Below are 23,995 nucleotides of genomic sequence, written 5' to 3'. Positions count from 1 at the left end.
CGTGACTACTCCATGCGGTACAGGTAAGAAAGGGCTACAGCACAGGCTTACAAGCGGAAATCCAGCGGGTACTCGACGATGAAACGCACTTCGTCAATGTTGGACTCGGCCACGTGATCGCCGCCGACACGGTGCGTGGCCTGCATCAGGTTGAATGAGAGGTCCTTGGCCGGCCCGCTCTGCACCACATACTTGATCCAGACGTTGCGCTCCCAGTGGCTGCCATCCTTGATGCCGCTGTAGTAGCTGTAGGCACCCCCGGCGCGGCTGCCATCGATGTCGGTACCGCGCACGTAACGCGTGGTCAGGGTGAGGCCCGGCACACCGAGGCCAACGAAGTTGTAGTCATAACGCGCCTCCCAGGCACGCTCGTTGGGGTTGTTGAAGTCCGATATCTGGGATGCGGCATCCAACTCAAGGTCGTAGGTGTTCCAGACATAGTCGAACGGCGTGTCACCGTCGATCCGCGTGTAGCTCAACTTGAAGGCATGGGCGCCATAACCCAGCCCGGCATGGGCGCTCCAGGAGTCGTTGTCGATCTTGCCGGCCAACGCCTTGCCGCTGTCGCGGGTGCGGTAGTAGTTCAGGCCGGTGTTGACGCTCAGGGCCTCGTTGATCGGCTGCACAAAATCGAAGCGGGCAAATGACTGGTTCCAGATGTCGTCAAGTCGGCTGGTGTGCAACTTGAAGCTCAGTTGGTCGTTGAACACATAGTCACCGCCCAGGTAGATCACATCGTTGGCGCCCTTGAAGCGCCCTGCGTACACCGTGCCGAGGTCGCCACGGTGGTTGCTGGCGTTGCGATCGCTGCTCGACTCAAGCTTGCCGCCCTGCAGGGTCAGGCCCTCCACGGAGGTGTTACGAAACACCAGGCCACGCAAGGTCTGGGGCAACAGGCGGATATCGCTGGCATAGAGTACCGGGCTGGTTGGGCGCACATCGCCGTAGCGCACTTCGGTGTCGAAGGCCCGCACCTTCAGCGCCGCGCCGACCTTGCTGTACTCATCCTTGGGCTCGCCATCGAAGTTGGCACCGGAGCGCGAAACGATGCCAGGTACACCCACACCGTTGCCGACCACACCATTACCGCCATCGAGCTTGAGGCCCAATACACCCTGCACATCCAGGCCAAAGCCAACCGTGCCCTGAGTGAAACCGGATTGCAAATCGGCGATCACACCGTGCCCCCATTCGCGGTGCTGGCTCTGCCGTTCACCGGTATTGGGGTTGCGGGCGAAATCGCCGTTGCGGTAGTCCTGGCTGAAGAAGTAGTTGCGGTTGAGCACATGTACCTGAGTGCCCTCAAGGAAGCCTTCGCTTTCTTCGCTGGCGGCAAAGGCCGGGCTGGCCAGGGCAAGGGTCAATGAAAGAGCTGTTCGATGGTTGTTTCCAAAACGCATGGCAAGGTCCTAGTAGTTGCGTATGTAACGCCCGTGCAGGCGCTGTTCACTCAACTATTTCAACAACCATGCCAATTAATTAATCGTTATATATCAATAACTTAAAATACAAACCTGAGAAACGTGAATTTTACCAACGGGCAAACTGACCGATCAGTGTTGCGTGCCACACAGCACGTTCGAAGGTCGACACCCGAATACCGTCAGGCACAGCCGAACGCCATCCACCGCAGGCGGATTCGCACGCGGAAAGTCATGTTGTATGCGGGCTGGAAAAGGAGAGATCAGTTGCGGGGTACGGTAGAAAACCGCACCGATGGGCGCACAGGCACCCATCGGGAGAAGAGGAAAACGAGTGCGTGGCGTGCCTCAGTCGGCCTTGCCACCGAGGTAGAAATGCTGGATGTCTTCGCGGGCGGCCAACTCACTGGCGGCGCCCTCACCCACCACCCGGCCGTTCTCCAGAATGTAGGCATAACTGGCGTGACGCAGCGCAACATTGATGTTCTGTTCGGCCACCAGAAAGCTCACGCCTTCCTGAGCATTGAGCTGGGCAACGATATCGAAAATTTCCTCGACGATGATCGGTGCCAGGCCCATGGACGGTTCATCAAGCAACACCAGGGAGGGCCGGGTCATCAGCGCACGCCCAATGGCCAGCATCTGCTGTTCGCCGCCCGAGGTCAGCCCCGCCTGGGTCTTGCGCTTGGTCTTCAACCGCGGAAACCAAGTGTAGATCCGCTCCAGGTCCTGCTCCAGCTCTCGCCTGGAGGGGTTGCGCAAAAAGCCGCCACTGCGCAGGTTTTCCTCGATGGTGAGATGGGCAAACACATGACGCCCCTCCAGCACATGGACAATGCCCTGGCGTGCCAGCACATTGGCCGCGACGCCGGCGGTGTCCTGCCCGCGAAAGTGGATCTGGCCGCGGGTAACCCGCGCCCGGTCGGCCTGGACCAGGCCGGAGATAGCCTTGAGCGTGGTGCTTTTACCTGCACCGTTGGCCCCCAGCAGGGCGACAATACCGCCCTCCTCGATCCGCAGGGAAACGCCGACAACCGCGAGGATGGCGCCGTCATAGACCACTTCGATGTCCTCGACGGCGAGCAGTTCGGCACGCTCGACATCAGGACGGGTTACTGTATTCATCTATACGCACCTTCTACTAAGTTCAGGGCGCACCGTTCAGGATCGCGGCACGCAGGCAGGCATCACTTACTGCTCAGCCGCGCAATCGCGTGCTTGAACACCTTTTTCTTTGGCGTACTCGGCAGACTTGGCATCGATCAGCGGGCGCAAGGTCGTTCGGTCGGCCTGAACCCAGTCGGTGATCAGGTTCCACTGCTTGCCGTCCCACTGCTGTACCTTGGCTGCACCGCCGCCCTCATGGTCATCACACGACAGTTTGAGCGGCTGCATGAGGCCCAGAAACCCGATCTCCTTGAGGCGTGCATCGTCGAGGTTCAGGTGCTCCAGGCCCCAGCGCCCCTCTTCACCATTGAGTGGGCAGTTGCCGAATTTTTTCTGCCCGGCGCGTATCGCCTCTACCGCGATGGCCGCGTTCACCAGACCGGAGTTGTAGTACACGCTGCCAAAACTCTTGGGGTCCTTGAGGTCACTTTTGCCCTTGTCGAGAATGTGCTGCTTGATGCGCTGGTGAATATCGAAAGTGGCACCGCCTGGGTAGGGTGTCAGCGCCAGATAGCCTTTGCCCGCCTCGCCCGCGGGCAGTACGTCCTCATTCGAGCTGGCCCAAATGTCGCCGACAATGTGGTCTACCGGATAACCGAAGCGCGCCGCCGTCTTGATCGCCACCGGCGTGGACACGCCCCAGGTACGCAGGAATACCCAGTCCGGCTGGAGTTGGCGCACCTTACGCCACTGCGAAGCCTGCTCGTTCCCAGGATCGGCCACCGGGATCTGGATGTTCTCGAAACCATATTTTTCCGCCAGCAGCTGCAGCGGCCCCTGGGTTTCACGGCCGTAGGCGGAGTCGTGATAGACGGTGGCAATCTTCTTGCCCTTGAGCTTGTCCAGGCCACCCTCGCGCGCTGCTACGTAGTTGATGAATGCCGACGCCTCGCTGTAGAAGGTCAACATGGCCGGGAAGTTGTACGGGAACACACTACCGTCGGTGGCCTCGGTGCGGCCATAGCCGAGTGTGATCAGCGCAATCCTGTCAGCGGCAGCCTTGTCGGCCAGGGCGTACGCAGCGGGTGCTCCGTTGGGCTGATAGAGAGCCACGGGGGCACCATTGAGGCCGTTCTTGAAGCGCTCATAGCACTCGATGCCCTTCTCCGCCGTCCATTCGGTCTCGCATTCCTGCCACACCAACTTGACGCCGTTGATGCCGCCTTCCACTTCATTGATGTAACGCAGGTAGTCGATCATCCCGGCCCACACCGGAATACCACTGGAGGCATAAGCGCCGACGCGGTAGGTGGCCAGGGGAAAGAATTGTTCTGTGGCGGCGGCCTGTGCTGGCTGTGGCAATGCCGAGTAGAGGCCTAGCGCCAGGGCGAGCGCGGTGGCGCTGTATTTGAGGGTTGCATTCAGGATCATGGGTTCTCTCTCGTCCTTTCGCCGCGCGGCAACCCAAGGGGTGCCGCGGGCAGGTGCTTTCATGAGGCAGGCAGGCTTACTGTTCGGCCGCGCAATCACGTGGGGTGATGCCCTTTTCCTTGGCGTAGGCGGCGGATTTGGCCTCGATCAGCGGCCGCAGCGTATCGCGGTCGGCTTGCAGCCAGCCCGTCACCAACTGCCACTTCTCCCCGTCCCATTGCTGCACGCGGGCGGCACCACCGCCCTCGTGATCAGCACACGACAGTTTCAAAGGCGGGAGCAAGCCCTCGAAGCCGCTGGCCTTGAGGCGCGCCGCATCGATGTTCAAGTGTTCAAAGCCCCAGCGAGCTTCCTCGCCATTCAACGGGCGATGGCCGAACTTGGTTTGCGCAGTGCGCAATGCCTCGACCGCGATGGCCGCGTTGATCAAGCCGACGTTGTAGTACACCTTGCCGAAGTAGGCTGGGTCCTTGAGATCGCTCTTGCCGGTGTCGAGGATGTACTGCTTGAGGCGTTTGTGAATCTCGAACTCTGCGCCACCGGGGAACGGTGCCAGCGCCTGGTAGCCCTTGGCCGCGGTGCCGGCCGGAATCACGTCAGCCTCGGAACCGGCCCAGACGTCACCGATGATGCGATCGACCGCAATGCCGAAGCGTGCTGCGGTCTTGATGCCGACCGGAGTGGATACGCCCCAGGTACGCAGAAACACCCAATCCGGCTTGATCTGGCGCACCTGGCGCCACTGCGCGGACTGCTCGTTACCCGGATCGGCCACCGGGATCTGGATGTTTTCAAAGCCGTACTTCTGCGCCAGCAACGCCATCGGCGCCTGGGTCTCGCGGCCATAGGCAGAGTCGTGGTACACGGTCACGATCTTCTTGCCTTTGAGTTTGTCGAACCCGCCTTCGCGCTGGGCAATGTAGTTGATACCCACCGATGCCTGACCGTAGTAATTGAGCAACAGCGGGAACGCATAGGGGAACACGCTGCCGTCGGTGGACTCGGTACGCCCGCCCGCACCATCGATCAGCGGGATCCGGTCAGCTGCGCCCTTCTCCATCAACGCATACGAGCCCGGCGTACTGTGGGTGAAGAAGAACGCAGTCGGTGCGCCGTTCAAGCCACCCTTGTAGCGCTCGTAGCACTCGACGATGCGATCAACGCTCCACTCGGTCTCGCACTCCTGCCAGACCAGCTTGACGCCATTGATGCCGCCCTCGACTTCGTTGATGTAGCGAAAATAGTCAATCTCGCCAGCCCACCAAGGGATGCCACTGGAGGCATAGGCGCCGACCCGGTAGGTGGCCATGGGCACAAACTGTTCATTGCTGGCGGCCTGCGCCACCGCGGGCAGCAGGGACTGGAAGCCAAGCGCAAACAAGGCGCTGATGAGGGTACGCTGGAGGGGGTTACGCATGTCGTTCACTTCTTTGAGATGGAGTGTGGTTCGTCCCCTCCCGTGGTCGGGTCAAGGTGCATGGAAATCTTGATCGCGCTAGAAGCGCAGTGGCCAGGTCCTGAGCCGGTCGCGCAGGTTGCCGAACAGGCGTACCAGGCCTTCCGGTTCCTTGATCAGGAACACGATGATCAGCGTGCCAAAGATGATTTTTTGCAGGTTCTGCAACTGACCGGCATCGACATTGCCGCCGAACAACCACTGCCCGGCATGGTTGAGAAAGATCGGCATCAGGCTGATGAACGCGGCACCGACGAAGTTGCCAGCAATGCTGCCCATGCCGCCGATAATGATGATGAACAGGATCTGGAACGAGCGGTTGATATCAAAGCTGCCGGCGCTGGCCGTCCCCAGGTAGGCGAACGCCCAGAGCGCACCGGCAATGCCCAGGTAGAACGAACTGACCGCAAACGCCAGACGCTTGTAGCGATCCACCGGGATGCCGATCACTGCCGCGGCCGTGTCCATATCGCGGATCGCCATCCAGTTGCGGCCGATCTGGCTGCGCACCAGGTTCACCGCAACCCAGGTCAGCAGCACCACACAGCTCAGGGTCAGCAGGTAGCGGCCAACCGGTGTGGCCAGGCTGTAGCCGAACAGTTCCAGGCGCGGCGCACTGATGGTGCCGGACGACGCATAGTTGTAGAACCAGGGAAACTTGGCAAACACCCACTCAATGAAAAACTGTGCGGCAAGTGTGGTGACCATCAGGTAGAAGCCTTTGATTCTTGCGCTGGGGATGCCGAACAGCATGCCGAGGAACGCGGCAATCAACCCGCCGCCCACCAACGCCAACGGCAGCGGGATACCCGGCACTCGCAGCAAAAGGCCATAGGTGGCAAAGGCGCCGACCGCCATGAAACCCGCAGCGCCGACCGACGTCTGGCCGGTGTAGCCGGTCAGCAGGTTCAAGCCCAGGCCGGCCAGCGACAGCACCAGAAACGGGATCAGGATTGCATTGAGCCAGTAGTCATCGCCCAGCAGCGGCAAGGCCACGAAGGCCACCAGCAGCAGGAGCGCCAGGCCCAGGGGCCAGCGCCGACGTACCAGGGTCAGGGGCGCATCGTCAAAGCTGGCGGTGAGGCGCGCAGTAGTCGTGGTCATACGATCACACTCGTTCGATGGCACGGTCGCCAAACAGGCCGGCCGGGCGGATATAGAGGAATACCAAGGCGAGGAAGTAGGCGAACCAAGGGGTGATGCCACCGCCAATCAGCGGGCCGATATAGGCCTCGGCGAGGTTCTCGGCAGCACCCACAATCAGCCCGCCGACGATGGCTCCGCCAATCGAGGTGAAACCGCCGATGATCAGTACCGGCAAGGCCTTGAGCACCACCAGTGACAGCGAGAACTGCACCCCCTGACGCGCGCCCCACAACAAGCCGGCCACCAGCCCGACCATCCCGGCCACGGCCCAGACAATCTGCCAGATGCGGTTGAGGTTGATGCCAATGGACAAGGCCGCGCGGGTATCGTCTGCCACCGCACGCAGGGCTATACCGATTCGCGTGCGGTTGAACAGCAGCGCCAACAGCGCGACCAGCACTGCGGCAACCGCGGCAGCAACCAGGTCGAACTGGCTGATCATGACCTCGCCCACGAACAACGGGATATCCTCGATGCCCAGGTCCAGCGCCCGTACCTGGGCGCCCATCAGCCCTTGCGCCAGCCCTTCGACGATGAAGGACAGGCCGAGGGTGGCCATGAACAGGGTGATCTGCGAGCGGTTGACCAACGGCCGCAATACCAGGCGTTCGATCAGCAGGGCGCCGATGATCATCACTACCAGGGTCAGGGCCAGCGCCAGCACGAAGGGCACGCCCTGCTCGTGCAGGCTGACAAAGGTCAACGCAGCAAACAGCAGCATTGCGCCCTGGGCGAAGTTGAACACGCCACTGGCCTTGTAGATCAGCACAAAACCGATCGCTACCAACGAGTACATGGTGCCGGCGAGCAAGCCACCGATCAGGGTTTCCAAGAAGAAATTCATCAGTGCACGGTCCCCAGGTAGGCTGCAATTACGTCAGGATTGGCCTGCACTTCAGCGGGCGTGCCATCACCGACTTTGCGCCCGTAGTCGAGCACCACGACGTGGGCGCAGAGGTCCATGACCACCTTGATGTCATGCTCAATCAGAATCACCGTGGTGCCCAGGTCGCGGTTGATGTCCGCAATAAAGCGGCTCATTTCCTGTTTTTCCTCGGCATTCATGCCGGCCATGGGTTCGTCGAGCAGTAATAGCGTTGGCTGGGCGATCAGGGCGCGGCCCAGCTCGACGCGCTTTTGCAGGCCATATGCCAGGCTGCCCACCGCGACGTCGCGCCAGGGCTGCAACTCCAGGAACTCCAACACCTGCTCGGCACGTTCGGCGAACACCCGCGCCTCGCGCCGGGCCCGTGGCAAGCCCAGCGCCTGCTCGAGAAAAAAGCTGCGCTGGAAACGCGACAGGCCAGTGAGCAGGTTGTCCAGCACGCTCATGTTCTTGAACAGCGCGTTGTTCTGGAACGTGCGGCCGATGCCCAGGCGCGCTGCCGTCAGGGGATGCGGGCGCTGCAGCCGCTCGGCATCGAACACCAGCTCGCCTGCATCGGCACGGTAGACACCGTTGAGGATGTTCAACAGCGAGCTCTTGCCCGCGCCGTTGGGGCCGATCAACGCGCAGATTTCGCCACGACGCACGGCGAACGACAGGTCGTTGATGGCCTTCACGCCTTTGAACGACAGGGAGATGTTGCGGACTTCAAGAAGCGTACTCATGCGACACGCTCCAGGTCCTCGTGCAGCCACAACAGCCGGCCAGGGGCACGCTCGGCATTGGCCGGGTGTTCAATGTGGGCCACCCGCTGGAAACCGAGCAAATGGCGCACCCGCGACTTGATCCAGCGGCGCAAGCCACGCCGAGGATTCGCCTGGGTCCAGTCGCACAAGCGGCGGCGCCAACTGCCTTGAGGTGCCAGCCGTGCCTCGATTTCCTCAGCCAGTGTCTGTGCACGCTGAGCAGATAACAACAGTGCAGTCGGGGCGATTTCACGGCGGTCGCGGCTCGCCGTTTCACGGGTTTCCGGAAAGGCAAAACCTTCGCCACGTTCCAGCCAGCGGCTTAGCACATGGGCCAGGCCCTGGGCCCACTCCGTGCCTTCATCAACCCAGACCACCGCATCACGAGCGGTCTGAGCCCACCCCTGACGAGCGTGATACAACGGTTCACCGCTAAACAGTGTCGCCAAGGGCAATACCTGGAACGCGCCGTGCGGTGCGGTGCTGGCCTGGGCGCAGAACAGTCGCAGTGGCGCCAGCGAGTCAAGCCCGGCCAGACGCCAGTGCGCAACGGTCTCGCGGCGCTGCACGAAGGCAAAATCCGGTCGTAACAGGCGCAACTGCCGCTGCAACACCTCGCCACGGCTCTGCGGGCTGATGACTGCGCTGTATCCACCCAGGCTGTGGGCCGCGATTGCCAGGATCAGCAGGGACGGCTCAATCGCACCGCACAACAGCAGCCGCGCTTCAGGCACAAAACCCTGCTGACGCAGGCCGGCAGCGCACCGTTCAACTTCACGCAACACATCGATCCAGCGCCAGGCCTTCCAAGTGCCTTGGCGACGATGACGCAGGGCGATCTGCAACGGTTTTTCCCTGGCCCAGCGACGCAGCGCCGACAGGGCAAAGTCCGGCACCACGTCAAGCGGCCGGGTGTTCAGCTCATGGACCGTCATAGGCAACTCCTGGAAGGCCCAGACCGCTCATCTCAACGATGCTCAACTGCATTTCACGTGGCACTGGGCTGCTCCTGTCTACTCAGCTTCGCACCACTATCCGGTGCGTTTGCAAGCTGTGTAACAGGATCCGTGCCAACAGATAAAATCTGTTAATTTTCAGATAGTTATCAACATTTTTATGCCACCGACTCGTGCCTGCGTGGCGACAGCCTGTTGATCAACTGTTCGTGCATGGACAGTTGATCGGCGCTCTACCGTGCCAGAAGAACGCACCCGACCACCTGAACGGGCAGTCAGCGCCGCGCGACCGCCATCCCTGTTCGTTATCCCGTTTCCCCTTCCCCAAGTAGTCCGAAACTCCCAGCGCGCCCAGGAGTATCGGCCAATGCGCAATCACCGGCGCTTTTACATAGTTGTGGCATGTAGCAGAAAGGGGCTGCGGTCAGGTCTCGAAGACTGAAAACTGTCTGGAGAAAGTCATGACTATTTACAAAAAAAGCTCATCCCTGAAGAACGACCTAGCCGGTTACACCGGTGCAGATCTTTCGCCCTTCACCCAAGGTTTCAAAGCGAACGACAGCACGACGTTTACATTCCTGAGCAATCCCGCCGCCCTGACTGCGCCGACGGTCACCACCGACCTGAAAGACTACGCTCCTGGCAGCACAGCCATCATTACGGCCAGCGGGTTCGCCGCCGGCAGTACCGTGAAGCTTGAGGTGGATCACGTCACCGACGCTGGCGCAGACAGCGTGTGGGGCACGCCTGACGATGTACTCAACACCGATACTGGCGAGGGGCACGACCCCTGGTATGTGACCGACGGTGGTACCGGCGATCTCGACGGCCAGGTCAATGGCAGCGTCACCACCTCGTGGTACGTAAACCCCGACGACTCGGCAGATGCCAGGTTTCTGCTCACCGCCAGCGCTGCGGGCCGCGATGGTGTGTTCGGTACCGGCGACGACGCCGTAGCGACAACCTCGTTTACGGACAGCGGCCCAAGCATCGTGGCGACCGGTGCGAATGTGACGCTGGACGAAACAGCCGGGTTGCAGAACAGCACAGCCACTCCAAGCCCTGCAGAAGATGCTAACGACAATGACATTCTGGTGGCCTCCCTGCCGTCGATCTTCTCGGCACGCTTGACAACACTTGGGGCAGGTACCGCGACGGGGGCTGCCTTGAGTGGCTATACCGGGGCTGCTGGCAACACCGGCAGTGATGCGTTCACCATCACCCCTACGCCCGGAGCAAACATTACCGATGTGAGCTTCACCGACAGTCTTGGCGCGGCGCTCAATGGCTTGGACAGCGGACTGGATACCCTCAATGGCACCAATATCCTTCTCTATACGGATGAGACCAACAACAACATCGTTCTGGGCCGCGCCGGCGGCCCAGCCGGTGAGATCGTGTTCGCTGCCTATATTCAAGAAACCGGATCGCCGGTCACCGGCGGCAAAATCTGGACCGTGCAGTACGAACCGTTCAAGAATCCAGATGCCAGCAACCCTGACGACCCGATCGATCTCACGAATATTGTTTTCGTCGGCGCCAGTCAGGATCTGACATTCAGCCTGGCCAATGCGCCCTCCGGCCAGAACCTCTTCCTCATGTTCACCACGGCGAACCCGACAGTGGTCAACGACGGCGGTGTCTTGCGGATCACAGACCCCACCATCATCGCGACCGGAAAGGACCCCGCGGACCAGTCAAGCGGCGCCAACATAACCACCGGTGACACGATCAATACCAGCCAAGCGGGTGGTCCGACCACCTTTGGCACCAACAATCAGATGATTGTGGAACAAGAGGGCATCCGTTTTACGTTCGTCACGGGTGCCAGGCAGAATGTGACCATTCCCAACCTTGACCAGAACGAAGCAGATGTCGAATCCAACATCGACTTCACCGGCATGTTCAATGCAAAGGCTGCCAGCTTCGACGTCGTTCAGCTACAGAGCGGCAAGAGTGCCATCGTAAAAATCAGCGCGTTCAACACGGCGGCTGAACCTGGTGTGAACTTCGTCAACGGGTACGCAGGTGATGCATCGGTTGCAATCACTAATGTTCGCATCATCAACAAAAGTACCGGGGCGGTGATCGAGAATTCAAACGGATCGGTGGATGATCCGAGCATTACCATCAGTTTTACAGGTGGCGTTGCCACCATCACTGGCATCAAGGCCGGCTACAAGATTGAATACACCACAACGCAGAATCACAACCGTGTACTCATCGAGAACGGTGCAGCCGTCGATGCCAAGGGCAATAACCACGCCGATTTCGATATCGGTAGTGTCACACTGAGCCAAGCGGTGACTTCGACCGCTGAAATCGGCTCCAAGATCATCTTCGAGGACGATGGGCCAACGGCAACCGGCACGCCTGCGAGCGGCACCGTCGACGAGGACGGTTTGACCAACGGCATCCCCGGCGGAACCGGCGACGTTGCCGGCGAGGCGACCACCGCCAGTGGCAGCGTAACCGGCATCTTCCAGTCCGGTGCCGATACGCCGCTGAGCTACAGCTTGTCGAGTGACACCAGCGGCTTGCCTGCACTGACTTCCGGCGGCGTCGCACTGGTGTACAGCGTCGTGGGCAACACCCTTACCGCCAAGGCCGGTGTGGTGGACGTGTTCACCTTCAGCCTCACCAGCGCCGGTGCCTACACCTTCACCCTGCTCAAACCGCTGGACCATGCGGCCGGCAACAACGAAAACGACATCACCATCAACCTGGGCAGCTTGCTGAAGGCCACTGACAAGGACGGCGATACCGTCACCGCCGCTGCTGAAAAACTGGTCATCACCGTCGACGACGACACCCCAACGGCAACCGGTACTGCGGCGACTGGCACCGTCGATGAAGATGGCCTGACCAACGGCATCCCTGGCGGAACCGGCGACGTTGCCGGCGAGGCGACCACCGCCAGTGGCAGCGTGACCGGCATCTTCCAGTCCGGTGCCGATACGCCGCTGAGCTACAGCTTGTCGACTGACACCAGCGGCTTGCCTGCACTGACTTCCGGCGGAGTCGCACTGGTGTACAGCGTCGTGGGCAACACCCTTACCGCCAAGGCCGGTGTGGTGGACGTATTTACCTTCAGCCTCACCAGCGCCGGTGCGTATACCTTCACCCTGCTCAAGCCGCTGGACCATGCGGCCGGCAATGACGAAAACGACATCACCATCAACCTGGGCAGCTTGCTGCAAGCCACTGACAAGGACGGCGACACCGTCACCGCCGCCGCTGAAAAACTGGTCATCACCGTTGACGACGACACCCCAACGGCAACCGGTACTGCGGCGACTGGCACGGTCGATGAGGATGGCCTGACCAATGGCATTGCCGGCGGCACCGGCGACGTTGCTGGCGAGGCGACCACCGCCAGTGGCAGCGTGACCGGCATCTTCCAGTCCGGTGCCGACACGCCGCTGAGCTATGGCTTGTCGAGTGACACCAGCGGCTTGCCTGCACTGAGTTCCGGCGGCGTCGCCCTGGTGTACAGCGTCGTAGGCAATACCCTCACGGCCAAGGCCGGTGTGGTCGATGTGTTCACCTTCAGCCTCACCAGCGCCGGTGCCTACACCTTCACCCTGCTCAAACCGCTGGACCATGCGGCCGGCAATGACGAAAACGACATCACCATCAACCTGGGCAGCTTGCTGCAAGCCACCGACAAGGACGGCGATACCGTCACCGCCGCGGCTGAAAAACTGGTCATCACCGTTGACGACGACACCCCAACGGCAACCGGCACCCCTGTCACGGGCACCGTTGACGAAGACGGCCTGACCAATGGCATCCCCGGCGGCACCGGCGATGTTGCCGGCGAGGCGACTACCGCCAGTGGCAGCGTGACCGGCATCTTCCAGTCCGGTGCCGACACGCCGCTGAGCTATGGCTTGTCGAGTGACACCAGCGGCTTGCCTGCACTGAGTTCCGGCGGCGTCGCCCTGGTGTACAGCGTCGTGGGCAACACCCTCACGGCCAAGGCCGGTGTGGTGGACGTATTCACCTTCAGCCTCACCAGCGCCGGTGCCTACACCTTCACCCTGCTCAAACCGCTGGACCATGCGGCCGGCAATGACGAAAACGATATCACCATCAACCTGGGCAGCTTGCTGCAAGCCACTGACAAGGACGGCGACACCGTCACCGCCGCCGCTGAAAAACTGGTCATCACCGTTGACGACGACACCCCAACGGCAACCGGCACGGCAGCGACTGGCACCGTCGACGAAGATGGCCTGACCAACGGCATCCCTGGCGGGACCGGCGACGTTGCTGGCGAGGCGACTACCGCCAGTGGCAGCGTAACCGGCATCTTCCAGTCCGGCGCCGACACGCCGCTGCGCTATGGCTTGTCGAGTGACACCAGCGGCTTGCCTGCACTGAGTTCCGGCGGCGTCGCACTGGTGTACAGCGTCGTGGGCAACACCCTCACGGCTAAAGCCGGTGTGGTCGATGTGTTCACCTTCAGCCTCACCAGCGCCGGTGCGTATACCTTCACCCTGCTCAAGCCGCTGGACCATGCGGCCGGCAATGACGAAAACGACATCACCATCAACCTGGGCAGCTTGCTGCAAGCCACTGACAAGGACGGCGACACCGTCACCGCCGCCGCTGAAAAACTGGTCATCACCGTTGACGACGACACCCCAACGGCAACCGGTACTGCGGCGACTGGCACCGTCGATGAAGATGGCCTGACCAACGGCATCCCTGGAGGCACCGGCGACATTGCTGGCGAGGCGACCACCGCCAGTGGCAGCGTGACCGGCATCTTCCAGTCCGGTGCCGACACACCGCTGAGCTACAGCTTGTCGACTGACACCAGCGGCTTGTCGGCACTGAGTTCGGGCGGCGTCGCCCTGGTGTACAGCGTCGTAGGCAATACCCTCACGGCCAAGGCCGGTGTGGTCGATGTGTTCACCTTCAGCCTCACCAGCGCCGGTGCCTACACCTTCACCCTGCTCAAGCCGCTGGACCATGCGGCCGGCAATGACGAGAACGATATCACCATCAACCTGGGCAGCTTGCTGCAGGCCACCGACAAGGACGGCGATACCGTCACCGCCGCTGCTGAAAAACTGGTCATCACCGTTGACGACGACACGCCAACGGCAACCGGCACCCCTGTAACCGGAACGGTCGATGAAGACGGCCTGACCAACGGCATCCCCGGCGGGATCGGCGACGTTGCCGGCGAGGCGACCACCGCCAGTGGCAGCGTGACCGGCATCTTCCAGTCCGGTGCCGACACGCCGCTGAGCTATGGCTTGTCGAGTGACACCAGCGGCTTGCCTGCACTGAGTTCCGGCGGCGTCGCCCTGGTGTACAGCGTCGTGGGCAACACCCTCACGGCCAAGGCCGGTGTGGTGGACGTATTCACCTTCAGCCTCACCAGCGCCGGTGCCTACACCTTCACCCTGCTCAAACCGCTGGACCATGCGGCCGGCAATGACGAAAACGATATCACCATCAACCTGGGCAGCTTGCTGCAAGCCACTGACAAGGACGGCGACACCGTCACCGCCGCCGCTGAAAAACTGGTCATCACCGTTGACGACGACACCCCAACGGCAACCGGCACCCCTGTAACCGGAACGGTCGATGAAGACGGCCTGACCAACGGCATCCCTGGCGGCACCGGCGACGTTGCTGGCGAGGCGACCACCGCCAGTGGCAGCGTGGCCGGCATCTTCCAGTCCGGTGCCGACACGCCGCTGAGCTATGGCTTGTCGAGTGACACCAGCGGTTTGCCTGCACTGAGCTCCGGCGGCGTCGCCCTGGTGTACAGCGTCGTAGGCAATACCCTCACGGCCAAGGCCGGTGTGGTCGATGTGTTCACCTTCAGCCTCACCAGCGCCGGTGCCTACACCTTCACCCTGCTCAAACCGCTGGACCATGCGGCCGGCAATGACGAAAACGACATCACCATCAACCTGGGCAGCTTGCTGCAAGCCACCGACAAGGACGGCGACACCGTCACCGCCGCCGCTGAAAAACTGGTTATCACCGTTGACGACGACACCCCAACGGCAACCGGCACGGCAGCGACTGGCACCGTCGACGAAGATGGCCTGACCAACGGCATCCCTGGCGGGACCGGCGACGTTGCTGGCGAGGCGACTACCGCCAGTGGCAGCGTAACCGGCATATTCCAGTCCGGTGCCGATACGCCGCTGAGCTACAGCTTGTCGAGTGACACCAGCGGCTTGCCGGCACTGAGTTCCGGCGGCGTCGCGCTGGTGTACAGCGTCGTGGGCAACACCCTCACGGCCAAGGCCGGTGTGGTGGACGTATTCACCTTCAGCCTCACCAGCGCCGGTGCCTACACCTTCACCCTGCTCAAACCGCTGGACCATGCGGCCGGCAATGACGAAAACGACATCACCATCAACCTGGGCAGCTTGCTGCAAGCCACTGACAAGGACGGCGACACCGTCACCGCCGCCGCTGAAAAACTGGTCATCACCGTTGACGACGACACCCCAACGGCAACCGGCACCCCTGTAACCGGAACGGTTGACGAAGACGGCCTGACCAACGGCATCCCCGGCGGAACCGGCGACGTTGCCGGCGAGGCGACTACCGCCAGTGGCAGCGTGACCGGCATCTTCCAGTCTGGTGCCGATACGCCGCTGAGCTATGGCTTGTCGAGTGACACCAGCGGCTTGCCGGCACTGAGCTCGGGCGGCGTGGCACTGGTGTACAGCGTCGTGGGCAACACCCTCACGGCTAAAGCCGGTGTGGTAGACGTGTTCACCTTCAGCCTCACCAGCGCCGGTGCGTATACCTTCACCCTGCTCAAGCCGCTGGACCATGCAGCCGGCAATGACGAAAACGATATCACCATCAACCTGGGCAGCTTGCTGCAAGCCACTGACAAGGACGGCGACACCGTCACCGCCGCCGCTGAAAAACTGGTCATCACCGTTGACGACGACACCCCAACGGCAACCGGCACCCCTGTAACCGGAACGGTCGATGAAGACGGCCTGACCAACGGCATCCCCGGCGGGATCGGCGACGTTGCCGGCGAGGCAACCACCGCCAGTGGCAGCGTAACCGGCATCTTCCAGTCCGGTGCCGACACGCCGCTGAGCTATGGCTTGTCGAGTAATACCAGTGGCTTGTCAGCGCTAAGCTCGGGCGGCGTGGCACTGGTGTACAGCGTCGTGGGCAACACCCTCACGGCCAAGGCCGGTGTGGTCGATGTATTCACCTTCAGCCTCACCGCTGCCGGTGCCTACTCCTTCACCCTGCTCAAGCCGCTGGACCATGCAGCCGGCAATGACGAAAACGACATCACCATCAACCTGGGCAGCTTGCTGCAGGCCACCGACAAGGACGGCGACACCGTCACCGCCGCCGCTGACAAGCTGGTCATCACCGTTGACGACGACACGCCGACACTCGCGTTCGGCAACCTGATCGGGACCGGTAGCGTCCTTGCACAATACGGGTTCTGGGATAAGTCGGACGGAGCCGACGGGCTAGGTGCGGCCGGTCTGGATGTCTCCCTGGTGAACGGTGAGTTCACGCTTGTCAGGCCAGACAACACAACAACGACCGGGACCGGCACGCTCACCGAGCTATCGCCCTCACCGGATGCCAATGGCGCGTACCAATTCGCAGGGACGCTGACCGGTGACTTTGACAACAATGCTCAAACAGCAGATACCAGCGTCGACTACACGCTGACCGTGTTTGCCAATGGCAGCTATGCACTGGATCTGGTTCAGGGCTTCAGTTCGACGGTGGTGCTCAGCAGTGCCGACGGCTCACTTGCTGCCGGCGGTCCTGATCCGGTTCGCACGCTGTTGATTCCGGAGACAAATGATCCAACCATTCCTTCTGCATCTGAGGAAATTGTCTTCTTTTCCGCAAAAGCGCTTGCGTCTACAACGGACATCCTGTCCGGTATCGGGCTCGGAGCCTACGACCCCACGGAAGCAGCGCTGCAGACTAACCCGTTACCGTCGTACATCGATCCTGCATCGATGAACGTCAGCACATCCGGCATCGGCGTTGCCAACAACCTGTTCCAAGGAGATAACCTGGCAGCAATCAGCGCTGCCGATGAGAGCTTCGTCATCAACCCAGAGACCCTGCTGACGGGAATGAAGGTCTTCATCGACAACTCCGTGGGGGGATACAACACCGCGACAGAAGACCTGTACTACAGGATTTACTACGAGGATGGTACGTTCTCTGACCTCATCGAAGTGAATACCCTGACACCGGAGGCCGGTGGACAGGTGTCCTTCCTCATCGAGAGGGAAGGAACGGCACTGATCGACGCGGTTCAGCTGACGATGGGCCGAGGCGAGATCAAGATACCGGTGATCGAGTTCATTCAGGAAAGCGAGAACCTGGCCAGTGATGTCAAGCTGACGTTCAACGCGACGGTGACCGACAAGGACGGGGACTCGGCGACGAGTACCTTTAACGCCGACTTGTTTGCCAACGATGGTGCCAACGCCACCTTCGACTTCACGCTGGTTGGAACAAGCGGTGCGCGTGATGCCTTCAACGTCGATCTGTCACTCACGGAGAACCAGTATCAGGTCACCGGCTTCGATGTGACCGCCGGCCACCGAGACACGCTGGTGCTCAACGGCGACCAGAACGCGGTTGTCCAATCAATCAACAACGCCGGTGCAGACAGCATCGTGACAATTGCCGAGTCCGGCGGACAAACAACGACGATCACCTTGGTCGGAGTCGATGTTCTGAATAGCGACATTGTGTTTGGCGGTGCCTGAGGTACTGCGCGTAGTACAGGATGCGAGGGTGGCGTAGAAACCACCCTCGCATTGCTTCCTGGCAATCGAATACAAGACCTGCATGGCCGAACCCACTCTGGATGGTCAAGCGCCACAACAAAGAACGGCAACACAGCAGCGCGCCATGCACCCATAGCCGTTTCAGGTCGCGGTTCTTGCGTGAGGCTCAATCCGACTCCACTCACGTGGACTCAGGCGGCTCTCCGTTGCTGGTGAGCCCATGTTTCATTGCGTACATGAGCAAATCGATTCGATTGATGAGATCGAGCTTTTGATAGATGTTGCTGAGGTGGTTGTGTACCGTGTGTTCGCTAATGCCCAGGCGCTCGGCGATGCCCATGTATTTGGCAGACGGATCATCCACAATGGCGCGAATCAGTTCCCGCTCGCGCAGTGTCAGCCGCGCCTGTTTCGCCTGTTCCAGATTGCATCTCAAGGGTATATGCCCGGTCGCGGCATAGCCGGAGAGCCCACCGGCCCACGCCCTATCCAGCCCGATGTTGCGATGGTGAACCTTGATGATGGCCTGGATGATCGACTCCGTCGGGTCTTCCGCAAGCACGATACCGCGTGCGCCCGCCTCTATCGCCTGGGCAACGGGAATGGATTCGTACAAACCCTTGAGCACCAGCACCTTCATTTCCGCGCTGCGGGTGAGCCCCGAGACAACCTCCAGCGGGTTAAGCGCATCAGGAAAGAAACTGAAAAAAATAACGTCTGGGCGCAACTGATCGGCAAGGTCCAGCGCATTGGTGTAGGTGGTGGCCTGGCCGCTCACTTCCATCCGGGGCTTTCTGGCATTGATCAAATCGTGAAGGCCCATCAGAACAAGAGGGCGACAATCGATCAGCATCACCCGTATTGGTTTTCTGTGTTCAGGCATTCTCTTTCTGCCCCCTATTGAAAGACGGTACCCGCCCACATGTTGAAAGCATGGGCTTCCACCGGCTGCACCAGCAGGGGCTGCAAATATATCCATAAGCCGGACAACGGCATCGAAACAACACAAATAGGAATAGCTATCAATAGCTTGCGCATGATGATGTGCTCCCTAAGCCGGTAAACTGAGTCTAGGCCAGCACGGTATGCTGCCAGCCCACCTAACCGCCAGCCACCGACTCACCCCTCCTACACGTCGCTCGACCGATGCTCTCAAAACGTACTCTAGTCTCGCAAAATCAAGACCTTAGGCTCACCAGCGACGGCCTGCAGCCACAGCCTGCCCCGCCCAAAAACGTCAATCAACCGACGAATGGCGGGTGAAAATGTACAAAAAAACGATGGCGTCAATTTAACGTCAAACCCTGCCTCAACGAGCCCCTCTGGTCGGCCCTGGGTACGCGCACGGGCACGCCAAACGCGTTTAATGTGGGTTGTAGGGGCATGGTGCAGTGCCGCCGCTCGGCGCCTCTGTACTGGCCAACCGTCACGCCACTTGGATGAACGTGCGGATGAATGCCGGCTTGAGCGAAGGATGGCCAACGTGAAGGTTCAATCGGAATCGGAAGGGGTAACGGGACAGTTATCCAACAAAAGTGCTTACAAGAGACGGTCGTGGCTTGGCGAGATCAGGGACGCACGACATCCTGGCCAGCGCTGCGGGGACTCAACCAGCCATTCACACTTTCGACACTTTCGGCCGACGGCTTTCCCGCCCAGCGATTGAGGCTGAACACATTACTGAGGAACTCGTATTGCGTCTTGAGCAGGTTACGCCGAGCGCGAAACTCGTTACGCACGCTGGCCAGTACATCGACGGCATTGACCATTCCATAGTTCAGCGCTTTCTCTGCGGCTACCCTCGACAACTGTGCAGAGGCCAACGCCAGGCGGTTCGCCTCGATCTTTTCACCGTTCGAACTGGCGGTGAGGTATGCGCTGGTGATCTCCTTGACCACCCGACGCCGAATCGCTTCCAGTTCCTGCTCGGCAGTCACTTGATCCTGATAGAGCCCACGGACCCGCGCCGAGGTCGAGCCGCCGCTGTACAGCGGCACCTGAATGCCAACGCCCGCAACATAACTGTCAGTACGTGGCGTCAGGGAATTGTTGTAACCTTCGTTGGTCTGTTGAGCACTCAGGCTCAGGCTCAAGGTCGGATAGTGCCCGCCCTTGCCACTGCGTAACGCGGCGTTCGCTGCTTCGACCCCGCTCTCGCGAGCCTTGAGCGCAGGGTTTGACGCGATTCCCTCGCGAACCCAGGTTTCCAGACTCTGCGCAGAAACCTGTAGTTGCACGTCATCACGAATCCGATTAAGCCTCTCTTTGACGGGGCGACCGACAATCTCTGCCAGTGATTCGCGGCTGATAATGGCTTGGTTACGGGCATCCAGCTCCTGCGCCGCGAGCAAATCCACCCTGGCCTTGAGGTCAAGCTGATCCGTAATCAAGGCCAACTGCTTTTCGTACAACACGTTGATCCGGTCCAGACTTTTTTGCGTGGTTAGACGCTCCGCTATCACTAACTCCAGCTCATCCTCTGCCGCCAATGCCGTGAAGTAACGCCTCGCCAATTCCACTGTCGCCTCCGCCTGGGCATCCAGCGCTTCCGATTCGGACTGCTTGGCCAGGCTTTGAAATTTTTTATAGTTCTCCCACGCGGCCTTGTTATAGAGGTACTGACGCAACACCAGGCTGTAGCTCTCGCTATCGTAACTCTGCTGTATCAGGTCGTTTTCCTGGTGAATCTGGTTCATCCCTGCGTTAATCGACACTTGCGGCAATAGCGCTCCCAGGGCCTCGCGCTGATGTTCCTGACCCGCCTGGGCTCGCGCAAAAGAGGCCAGTACCTGCGGATCCTCCAGCCGCGCCTCCCGATACAGCTGCACAAGGTCGGTGGAAAACGTCGAGGCACTGACCCCTTTCGATACGACAGCAGGGGTTTGCGCCAAGGCAACGCCCGCCGCAACCATGAACGCACTACCCAACAAAATGGCCGACGTGCCCACGGTCATTCCTCGATCATCGATTGAGAGAGAGCGTTGCGAGCCGGTTGCATCAAGTACTGCAACAGCGTGCGTTGGCCCGTGATGATCAACACGTCCGCCGGCATCCCCGGCAACAACTTGCGCTCACCCAAGGTACGCACGCCGTTCTCGGTTACCCGAACCCGAGCCAGGTAATAGGCGGCCCCGGTCTTCTCATTGGTCAGCCGGTCAGCCGATACACCGGTGACCTCGCCTTCGATCACCGGTGTGGTCGCGCTGTTGAACGCGCTGAAACGGATATCGGCACGCTTGCCGATGGCGATACGGTCAATATCCAGCGTCGTCACCTGAGCCTCTATGATCAGCTCGGAAATCGATGGAACGATGTCCAGCAGTGGCGTTGCCGGGCGCACGACACCACCAATGGTGTGCACTGTCATGCCAATCACCATGCCTGCGTCGGGTGCGCGGATGACGATACGGCTGAGCCGGTCTTCCAGAGCCGAGGTTTTCTCCTGCAAGTCGTATATCTTGGTCTGAACCTCGGCCAGCTGCTTGACCACATCGGCATTGAAATCCTTGTCGATCTGCAGAATCTGCAGCTGTGTTTCGTTGATCTGCAGACGCGTACGGTTGATTGTGGAACGGTGATCCGCCACCTCAGACCTGAGCATCCCCAGTTTGCGTTCCTGCTCGAGCAGACGTTGTTTATCAACGAACCCCTGCTTGAGCAGGTCCGTCAACTCATCGATTTCAGCGCTGTAGGATTTCTCCAGATGCATCTTGGCGTCGATCATCGATTCCAGCCCCTTGACCTGTTGCTGCAACTGCCCGATGCGCTCCCGCAATACTGCTATCTGGCCCAGCCGCGAGCCCTGTCGAGCATTGAATACCTGGGTCTCGCTCTGGCGCGCTTCCATACCGCGCGAACTCGTGGGATCGACCACGTCACCAAAACCGATCGCCGACAGCGTGTCGCGCTCGGCGATAAGCCTTGCCTCCATGGCTTTGGCCGCGACCAACTGGCTTCGGGTCATCTCGTATTCAAAGCGCAGTTGGGCATCATCAAGAATGATCAGCGGGTCACCACGTTTGACGATGTCGCCGTCATGGGCCAGTACCTCTTTGACAATGCCCCCTTCAAGATGCTGGACGGTTTTGCGGTAAGTCTGCACCGTGACCACACCCGGCGCATAAGCGGCCCCGTCGAGGGGCGCGAAAGACGCCCAGGTGCCGAACAGGCCGAAAGTCACACTGACAATGACGACGCCCAACCGGCGTACTTTACGATCCGACGTTGGCAGGTCGGCGAGACTGTCAATTTGCCGGTCGGGCATCTTAGGATTCATTGTCTTCGTCCTTGCCGGTATCGACCGCAGCAACACTGGCACCTGCAGGCATGGCATGCCGTTGTGCCTGCTGTTGCCTTGCGTTGAGTTCGGCCAGCACCTGGTCGCGAGGCCCAAATAGGCTGACAACCCCAGCGTTCATGACCATGAGCCGGTCAAGTTGCGAGACGATATTGGTTCGGTGGGTAATCACAAACAGCGTCGCACCAGTCTGTTTTAACTGCTGGATAGCTGCCGCCAAGGCACGATCACCGACGTCGTCAAGATTGGAGTTGGGCTCGTCAAGCACAATCAACCTAGGGCTGCCATACAGGGCACGGGCCAATCCGATGCGTTGGCGCTGCCCGCCCGACAGCATGACCCCCTCGCTGCCAATCACAGTGTCGTAGCCATCAGGCAACAGCAAAATCATTTCGTGAACGCCAGCGGTCTTGGCAGCCAGAATGACTTTTGCCGAGTCGACCTCGGCGAAGCGGGCAATGTTTTCGCCGATGCTGCCCTCGAACAATTCAATGTCCTGAGGCAAGTACCCGATATATGGGCCCAGCTCTTGTTTGTCCCAGGCGCTGATATCCGCGCCATCCAACCGGACGACCCCATGCTGCGGCGCCCACACCCCTATCAATGCTCTGACCAGGGTCGACTTGCCGGCGGCACTTGGGCCGATGATTCCCACCACGCAACCGGCAGGGACGCTGAAGCTTATGTTTTTGATGATAGGTGTATTCGAGCCAGGTGCCGCGACAACCAGATTCTCGACCTGCACGTGCCCCTGGGGCGGAGGTAAAGACATACGCTCGGGTTGCGTCTGTTGCTTGTCGAGGATGTCGTTCAGACGGCGGTATTGCGAACGCGCCGCAATGAAGCCTTTCCAACTGCCGATGATCAGGTCAATGGGGGCCAGCGCACGCCCCAGTAGCACGGCCCCGGCAAACACCATACCGGCTCCGACCTGATGGTCCACCGCCAGGTACGCCCCCAGCCCCAGCACCAGTGATTGCACCAGGAGCCGGAAAGTCCGGGAAAGCGTACTGACAATAGCCCCTCTATCGCTCGCCATGGACTGCAACAACAGAACGTTTCTTTGCCGACGCCCCCAACGATCCATCAGGGTTTCAAGCATGCCCATGGACTCGATCACCTCTGCGTTGCGCAGGTTCTTCGTGGTGTAGAGCGTCGCGCCGATATGTTCCTTGTTGGCCTGGGCCAGTGCCGGCCCCGTCAGCCTCTCATTGAGAAATGCGAGTGATAACAACAGTAGCGCACTGCCTGTCGCCACCCAGCCAAACCAGGGATGAAACAGGAACATCACCGCGATATAAATCGGCAACCAGGGGGCGTCGAAGAAGGCGAACAATCCGTTACCGGAGAGAAACTGCCTCAAGCCCGTCAAGTCGTTGAGGGGCTGTGCCGAAGCATCCATGCCGCCACTGTCCAAAGCCCGTTTGAAACTGGCTTTATAGACTTGGCGGCTGAGCAACACATCCAGCCGGGTACTGACCCGTACCATGATGCGCGAACGAACCCACTCCAGAGAACCGAGCGTGAGCAACAACCCGGTCATGATCAGCGTCAGCATTGCCAGGGTCGTCAGACTTCCGCTGCTCATCACTCGGCCATATACCTGAAGCATATAGAAGGTAGGAACGAGCATCAGTGCGTTGATAAAAAAGCTGGCAAAACCAACAAAAACAAAGCTGTCTCGACAGGTTTTCAGCGCACTTTTCAGACTGTTTTCAGGTGTGCTTCGCATTGAGACCCCTGCTCGTAAAGCCAACCTTTGAGGA

General features: G+C 60.4%; 14 protein-coding genes. 1 reads left to right on the top strand and 13 read right to left on the bottom strand.

The genetic code is table 11. The annotated features are described in order from the left end of the window. Positions 1-47: 47 nt before the first annotated feature. The 8 genes from CS390_RS10415 to CS390_RS10380 form a co-directional block, all read right to left on the bottom strand. Entirely contained in the window at positions 48-1,400 is a 1,353-nt protein-coding gene (locus CS390_RS10415; RefSeq protein ID WP_099774286.1) for an OprD family porin, read from the bottom strand. Between the two features lie 369 nt (positions 1,401-1,769). After that, on the bottom strand, positions 1,770-2,546 hold the full coding sequence (locus CS390_RS10410; protein WP_099774285.1) for an ABC transporter ATP-binding protein: 777 nt from the start codon (positions 2,544-2,546) through the stop codon (positions 1,770-1,772). A 66-nt stretch (positions 2,547-2,612) separates the two neighbouring features. Continuing rightward, complete coding sequence (locus CS390_RS10405; protein WP_099776622.1) at positions 2,613-3,953, bottom strand: ABC transporter substrate-binding protein; 1,341 nt, start codon at positions 3,951-3,953, stop codon at positions 2,613-2,615. Between the two features lie 82 nt (positions 3,954-4,035). Beyond that, positions 4,036-5,376 carry an ABC transporter substrate-binding protein gene (locus CS390_RS10400; protein WP_099774284.1) on the bottom strand — a complete coding sequence of 447 codons (1,341 nt, stop codon included), beginning with the start codon at positions 5,374-5,376 and terminating at the stop codon, positions 4,036-4,038. A gap of 78 nt (positions 5,377-5,454) precedes the next feature. Continuing rightward, positions 5,455-6,519: a branched-chain amino acid ABC transporter permease gene (locus CS390_RS10395; protein WP_099774283.1), complete on the bottom strand. Its 1,065-nt coding sequence runs from the start codon at positions 6,517-6,519 to the stop codon at positions 5,455-5,457. Positions 6,520-6,523: 4 nt separating this feature from the next. Further along, on the bottom strand, positions 6,524-7,405 hold the full coding sequence (locus CS390_RS10390; RefSeq protein ID WP_099774282.1) for a branched-chain amino acid ABC transporter permease: 882 nt from the start codon (positions 7,403-7,405) through the stop codon (positions 6,524-6,526). Further along, positions 7,405-8,172: an ABC transporter ATP-binding protein gene (locus tag CS390_RS10385; RefSeq protein WP_099774281.1), complete on the bottom strand. Its 768-nt coding sequence runs from the start codon at positions 8,170-8,172 to the stop codon at positions 7,405-7,407. Before CS390_RS10385 ends, CS390_RS10390 begins: the two co-directional genes overlap by 1 nt. Further along, on the bottom strand, positions 8,169-9,128 hold the full coding sequence (locus CS390_RS10380; protein WP_099774280.1) for an AMP-binding protein: 960 nt from the start codon (positions 9,126-9,128) through the stop codon (positions 8,169-8,171). The genes CS390_RS10385 and CS390_RS10380 overlap by 4 nt, the downstream gene beginning before the upstream one ends. A gap of 482 nt (positions 9,129-9,610) precedes the next feature. On the opposite strand from CS390_RS10380, the gene CS390_RS10375 reads away from it, so the two are divergent. After that, on the top strand, positions 9,611-17,911 hold the full coding sequence (locus CS390_RS10375) for a hypothetical protein (RefSeq protein ID WP_256587594.1): 8,301 nt from the start codon (positions 9,611-9,613) through the stop codon (positions 17,909-17,911). Between the two features lie 202 nt (positions 17,912-18,113). Here the strand turns inward: CS390_RS10375 and CS390_RS10370 are convergent, their stop codons facing one another. The 5 genes from CS390_RS10370 to CS390_RS10355 form a co-directional block, all read right to left on the bottom strand. Further along, positions 18,114-18,815 (bottom strand): response regulator transcription factor, encoded by a 702-nt coding sequence (locus CS390_RS10370; protein WP_065760677.1) that lies wholly within the window; start codon positions 18,813-18,815, stop codon positions 18,114-18,116. Positions 18,816-18,829: 14 nt separating this feature from the next. After that, the gene (locus CS390_RS24940; RefSeq protein ID WP_157767130.1) at positions 18,830-18,970 is read right to left on the bottom strand and encodes a hypothetical protein; all 141 of its coding nucleotides are present in this window, start codon (positions 18,968-18,970) and stop codon (positions 18,830-18,832) included. A 530-nt stretch (positions 18,971-19,500) separates the two neighbouring features. Next, positions 19,501-20,886, bottom strand: coding sequence for a TolC family protein (locus tag CS390_RS10365; protein ID WP_371917262.1), 1,386 nt, complete (start codon positions 20,884-20,886; stop codon positions 19,501-19,503). After that, a complete protein-coding gene (locus tag CS390_RS10360; RefSeq protein ID WP_099774279.1) occupies positions 20,883-22,196 on the bottom strand; it encodes an HlyD family type I secretion periplasmic adaptor subunit in 1,314 nt (437 codons plus the stop codon). Before CS390_RS10360 ends, CS390_RS10365 begins: the two co-directional genes overlap by 4 nt. Before the next feature lies 1 nt (position 22,197). After that, on the bottom strand, positions 22,198-23,961 hold the full coding sequence (locus CS390_RS10355; RefSeq protein ID WP_099774278.1) for a type I secretion system permease/ATPase: 1,764 nt from the start codon (positions 23,959-23,961) through the stop codon (positions 22,198-22,200). Positions 23,962-23,995: the final 34 nt, after the last annotated feature.

This window comes from Pseudomonas sp. HLS-6, from assembly GCF_002753995.1.
Lineage (GTDB): Bacteria > Pseudomonadota > Gammaproteobacteria > Pseudomonadales > Pseudomonadaceae > Aquipseudomonas > Aquipseudomonas defluvii.
Note: the sequence above shows the minus strand (reverse complement) of the source record. Positions and strands in the feature narration are given on the sequence as shown.

Coding starts and splice junctions, on each gene's coding strand:
- CS390_RS10390 (WP_099774282.1), bottom strand. CDS start 7,405: ATGAATTTCTTCTTGGAAACCCTGATCGGTGGCTTGCTCGCCGGCACC.
- CS390_RS10355 (WP_099774278.1), bottom strand. CDS start 23,961: ATGCGAAGCACACCTGAAAACAGTCTGAAAAGTGCGCTGAAAACCTGT.
- CS390_RS10365 (WP_371917262.1), bottom strand. CDS start 20,886: ATGACCGTGGGCACGTCGGCCATTTTGTTGGGTAGTGCGTTCATGGTT.
- CS390_RS10410 (WP_099774285.1), bottom strand. CDS start 2,546: ATGAATACAGTAACCCGTCCTGATGTCGAGCGTGCCGAACTGCTCGCC.
- CS390_RS10385 (WP_099774281.1), bottom strand. CDS start 8,172: ATGAGTACGCTTCTTGAAGTCCGCAACATCTCCCTGTCGTTCAAAGGC.
- CS390_RS10415 (WP_099774286.1), bottom strand. CDS start 1,400: ATGCGTTTTGGAAACAACCATCGAACAGCTCTTTCATTGACCCTTGCC.
- CS390_RS10380 (WP_099774280.1), bottom strand. CDS start 9,128: ATGACGGTCCATGAGCTGAACACCCGGCCGCTTGACGTGGTGCCGGAC.
- CS390_RS10400 (WP_099774284.1), bottom strand. CDS start 5,376: ATGCGTAACCCCCTCCAGCGTACCCTCATCAGCGCCTTGTTTGCGCTT.
- CS390_RS10370 (WP_065760677.1), bottom strand. CDS start 18,815: ATGCCTGAACACAGAAAACCAATACGGGTGATGCTGATCGATTGTCGC.
- CS390_RS10395 (WP_099774283.1), bottom strand. CDS start 6,519: ATGACCACGACTACTGCGCGCCTCACCGCCAGCTTTGACGATGCGCCC.
- CS390_RS10360 (WP_099774279.1), bottom strand. CDS start 22,196: ATGCCCGACCGGCAAATTGACAGTCTCGCCGACCTGCCAACGTCGGAT.
- CS390_RS24940 (WP_157767130.1), bottom strand. CDS start 18,970: ATGCGCAAGCTATTGATAGCTATTCCTATTTGTGTTGTTTCGATGCCG.
- CS390_RS10375 (WP_256587594.1), top strand. CDS start 9,611: ATGACTATTTACAAAAAAAGCTCATCCCTGAAGAACGACCTAGCCGGT.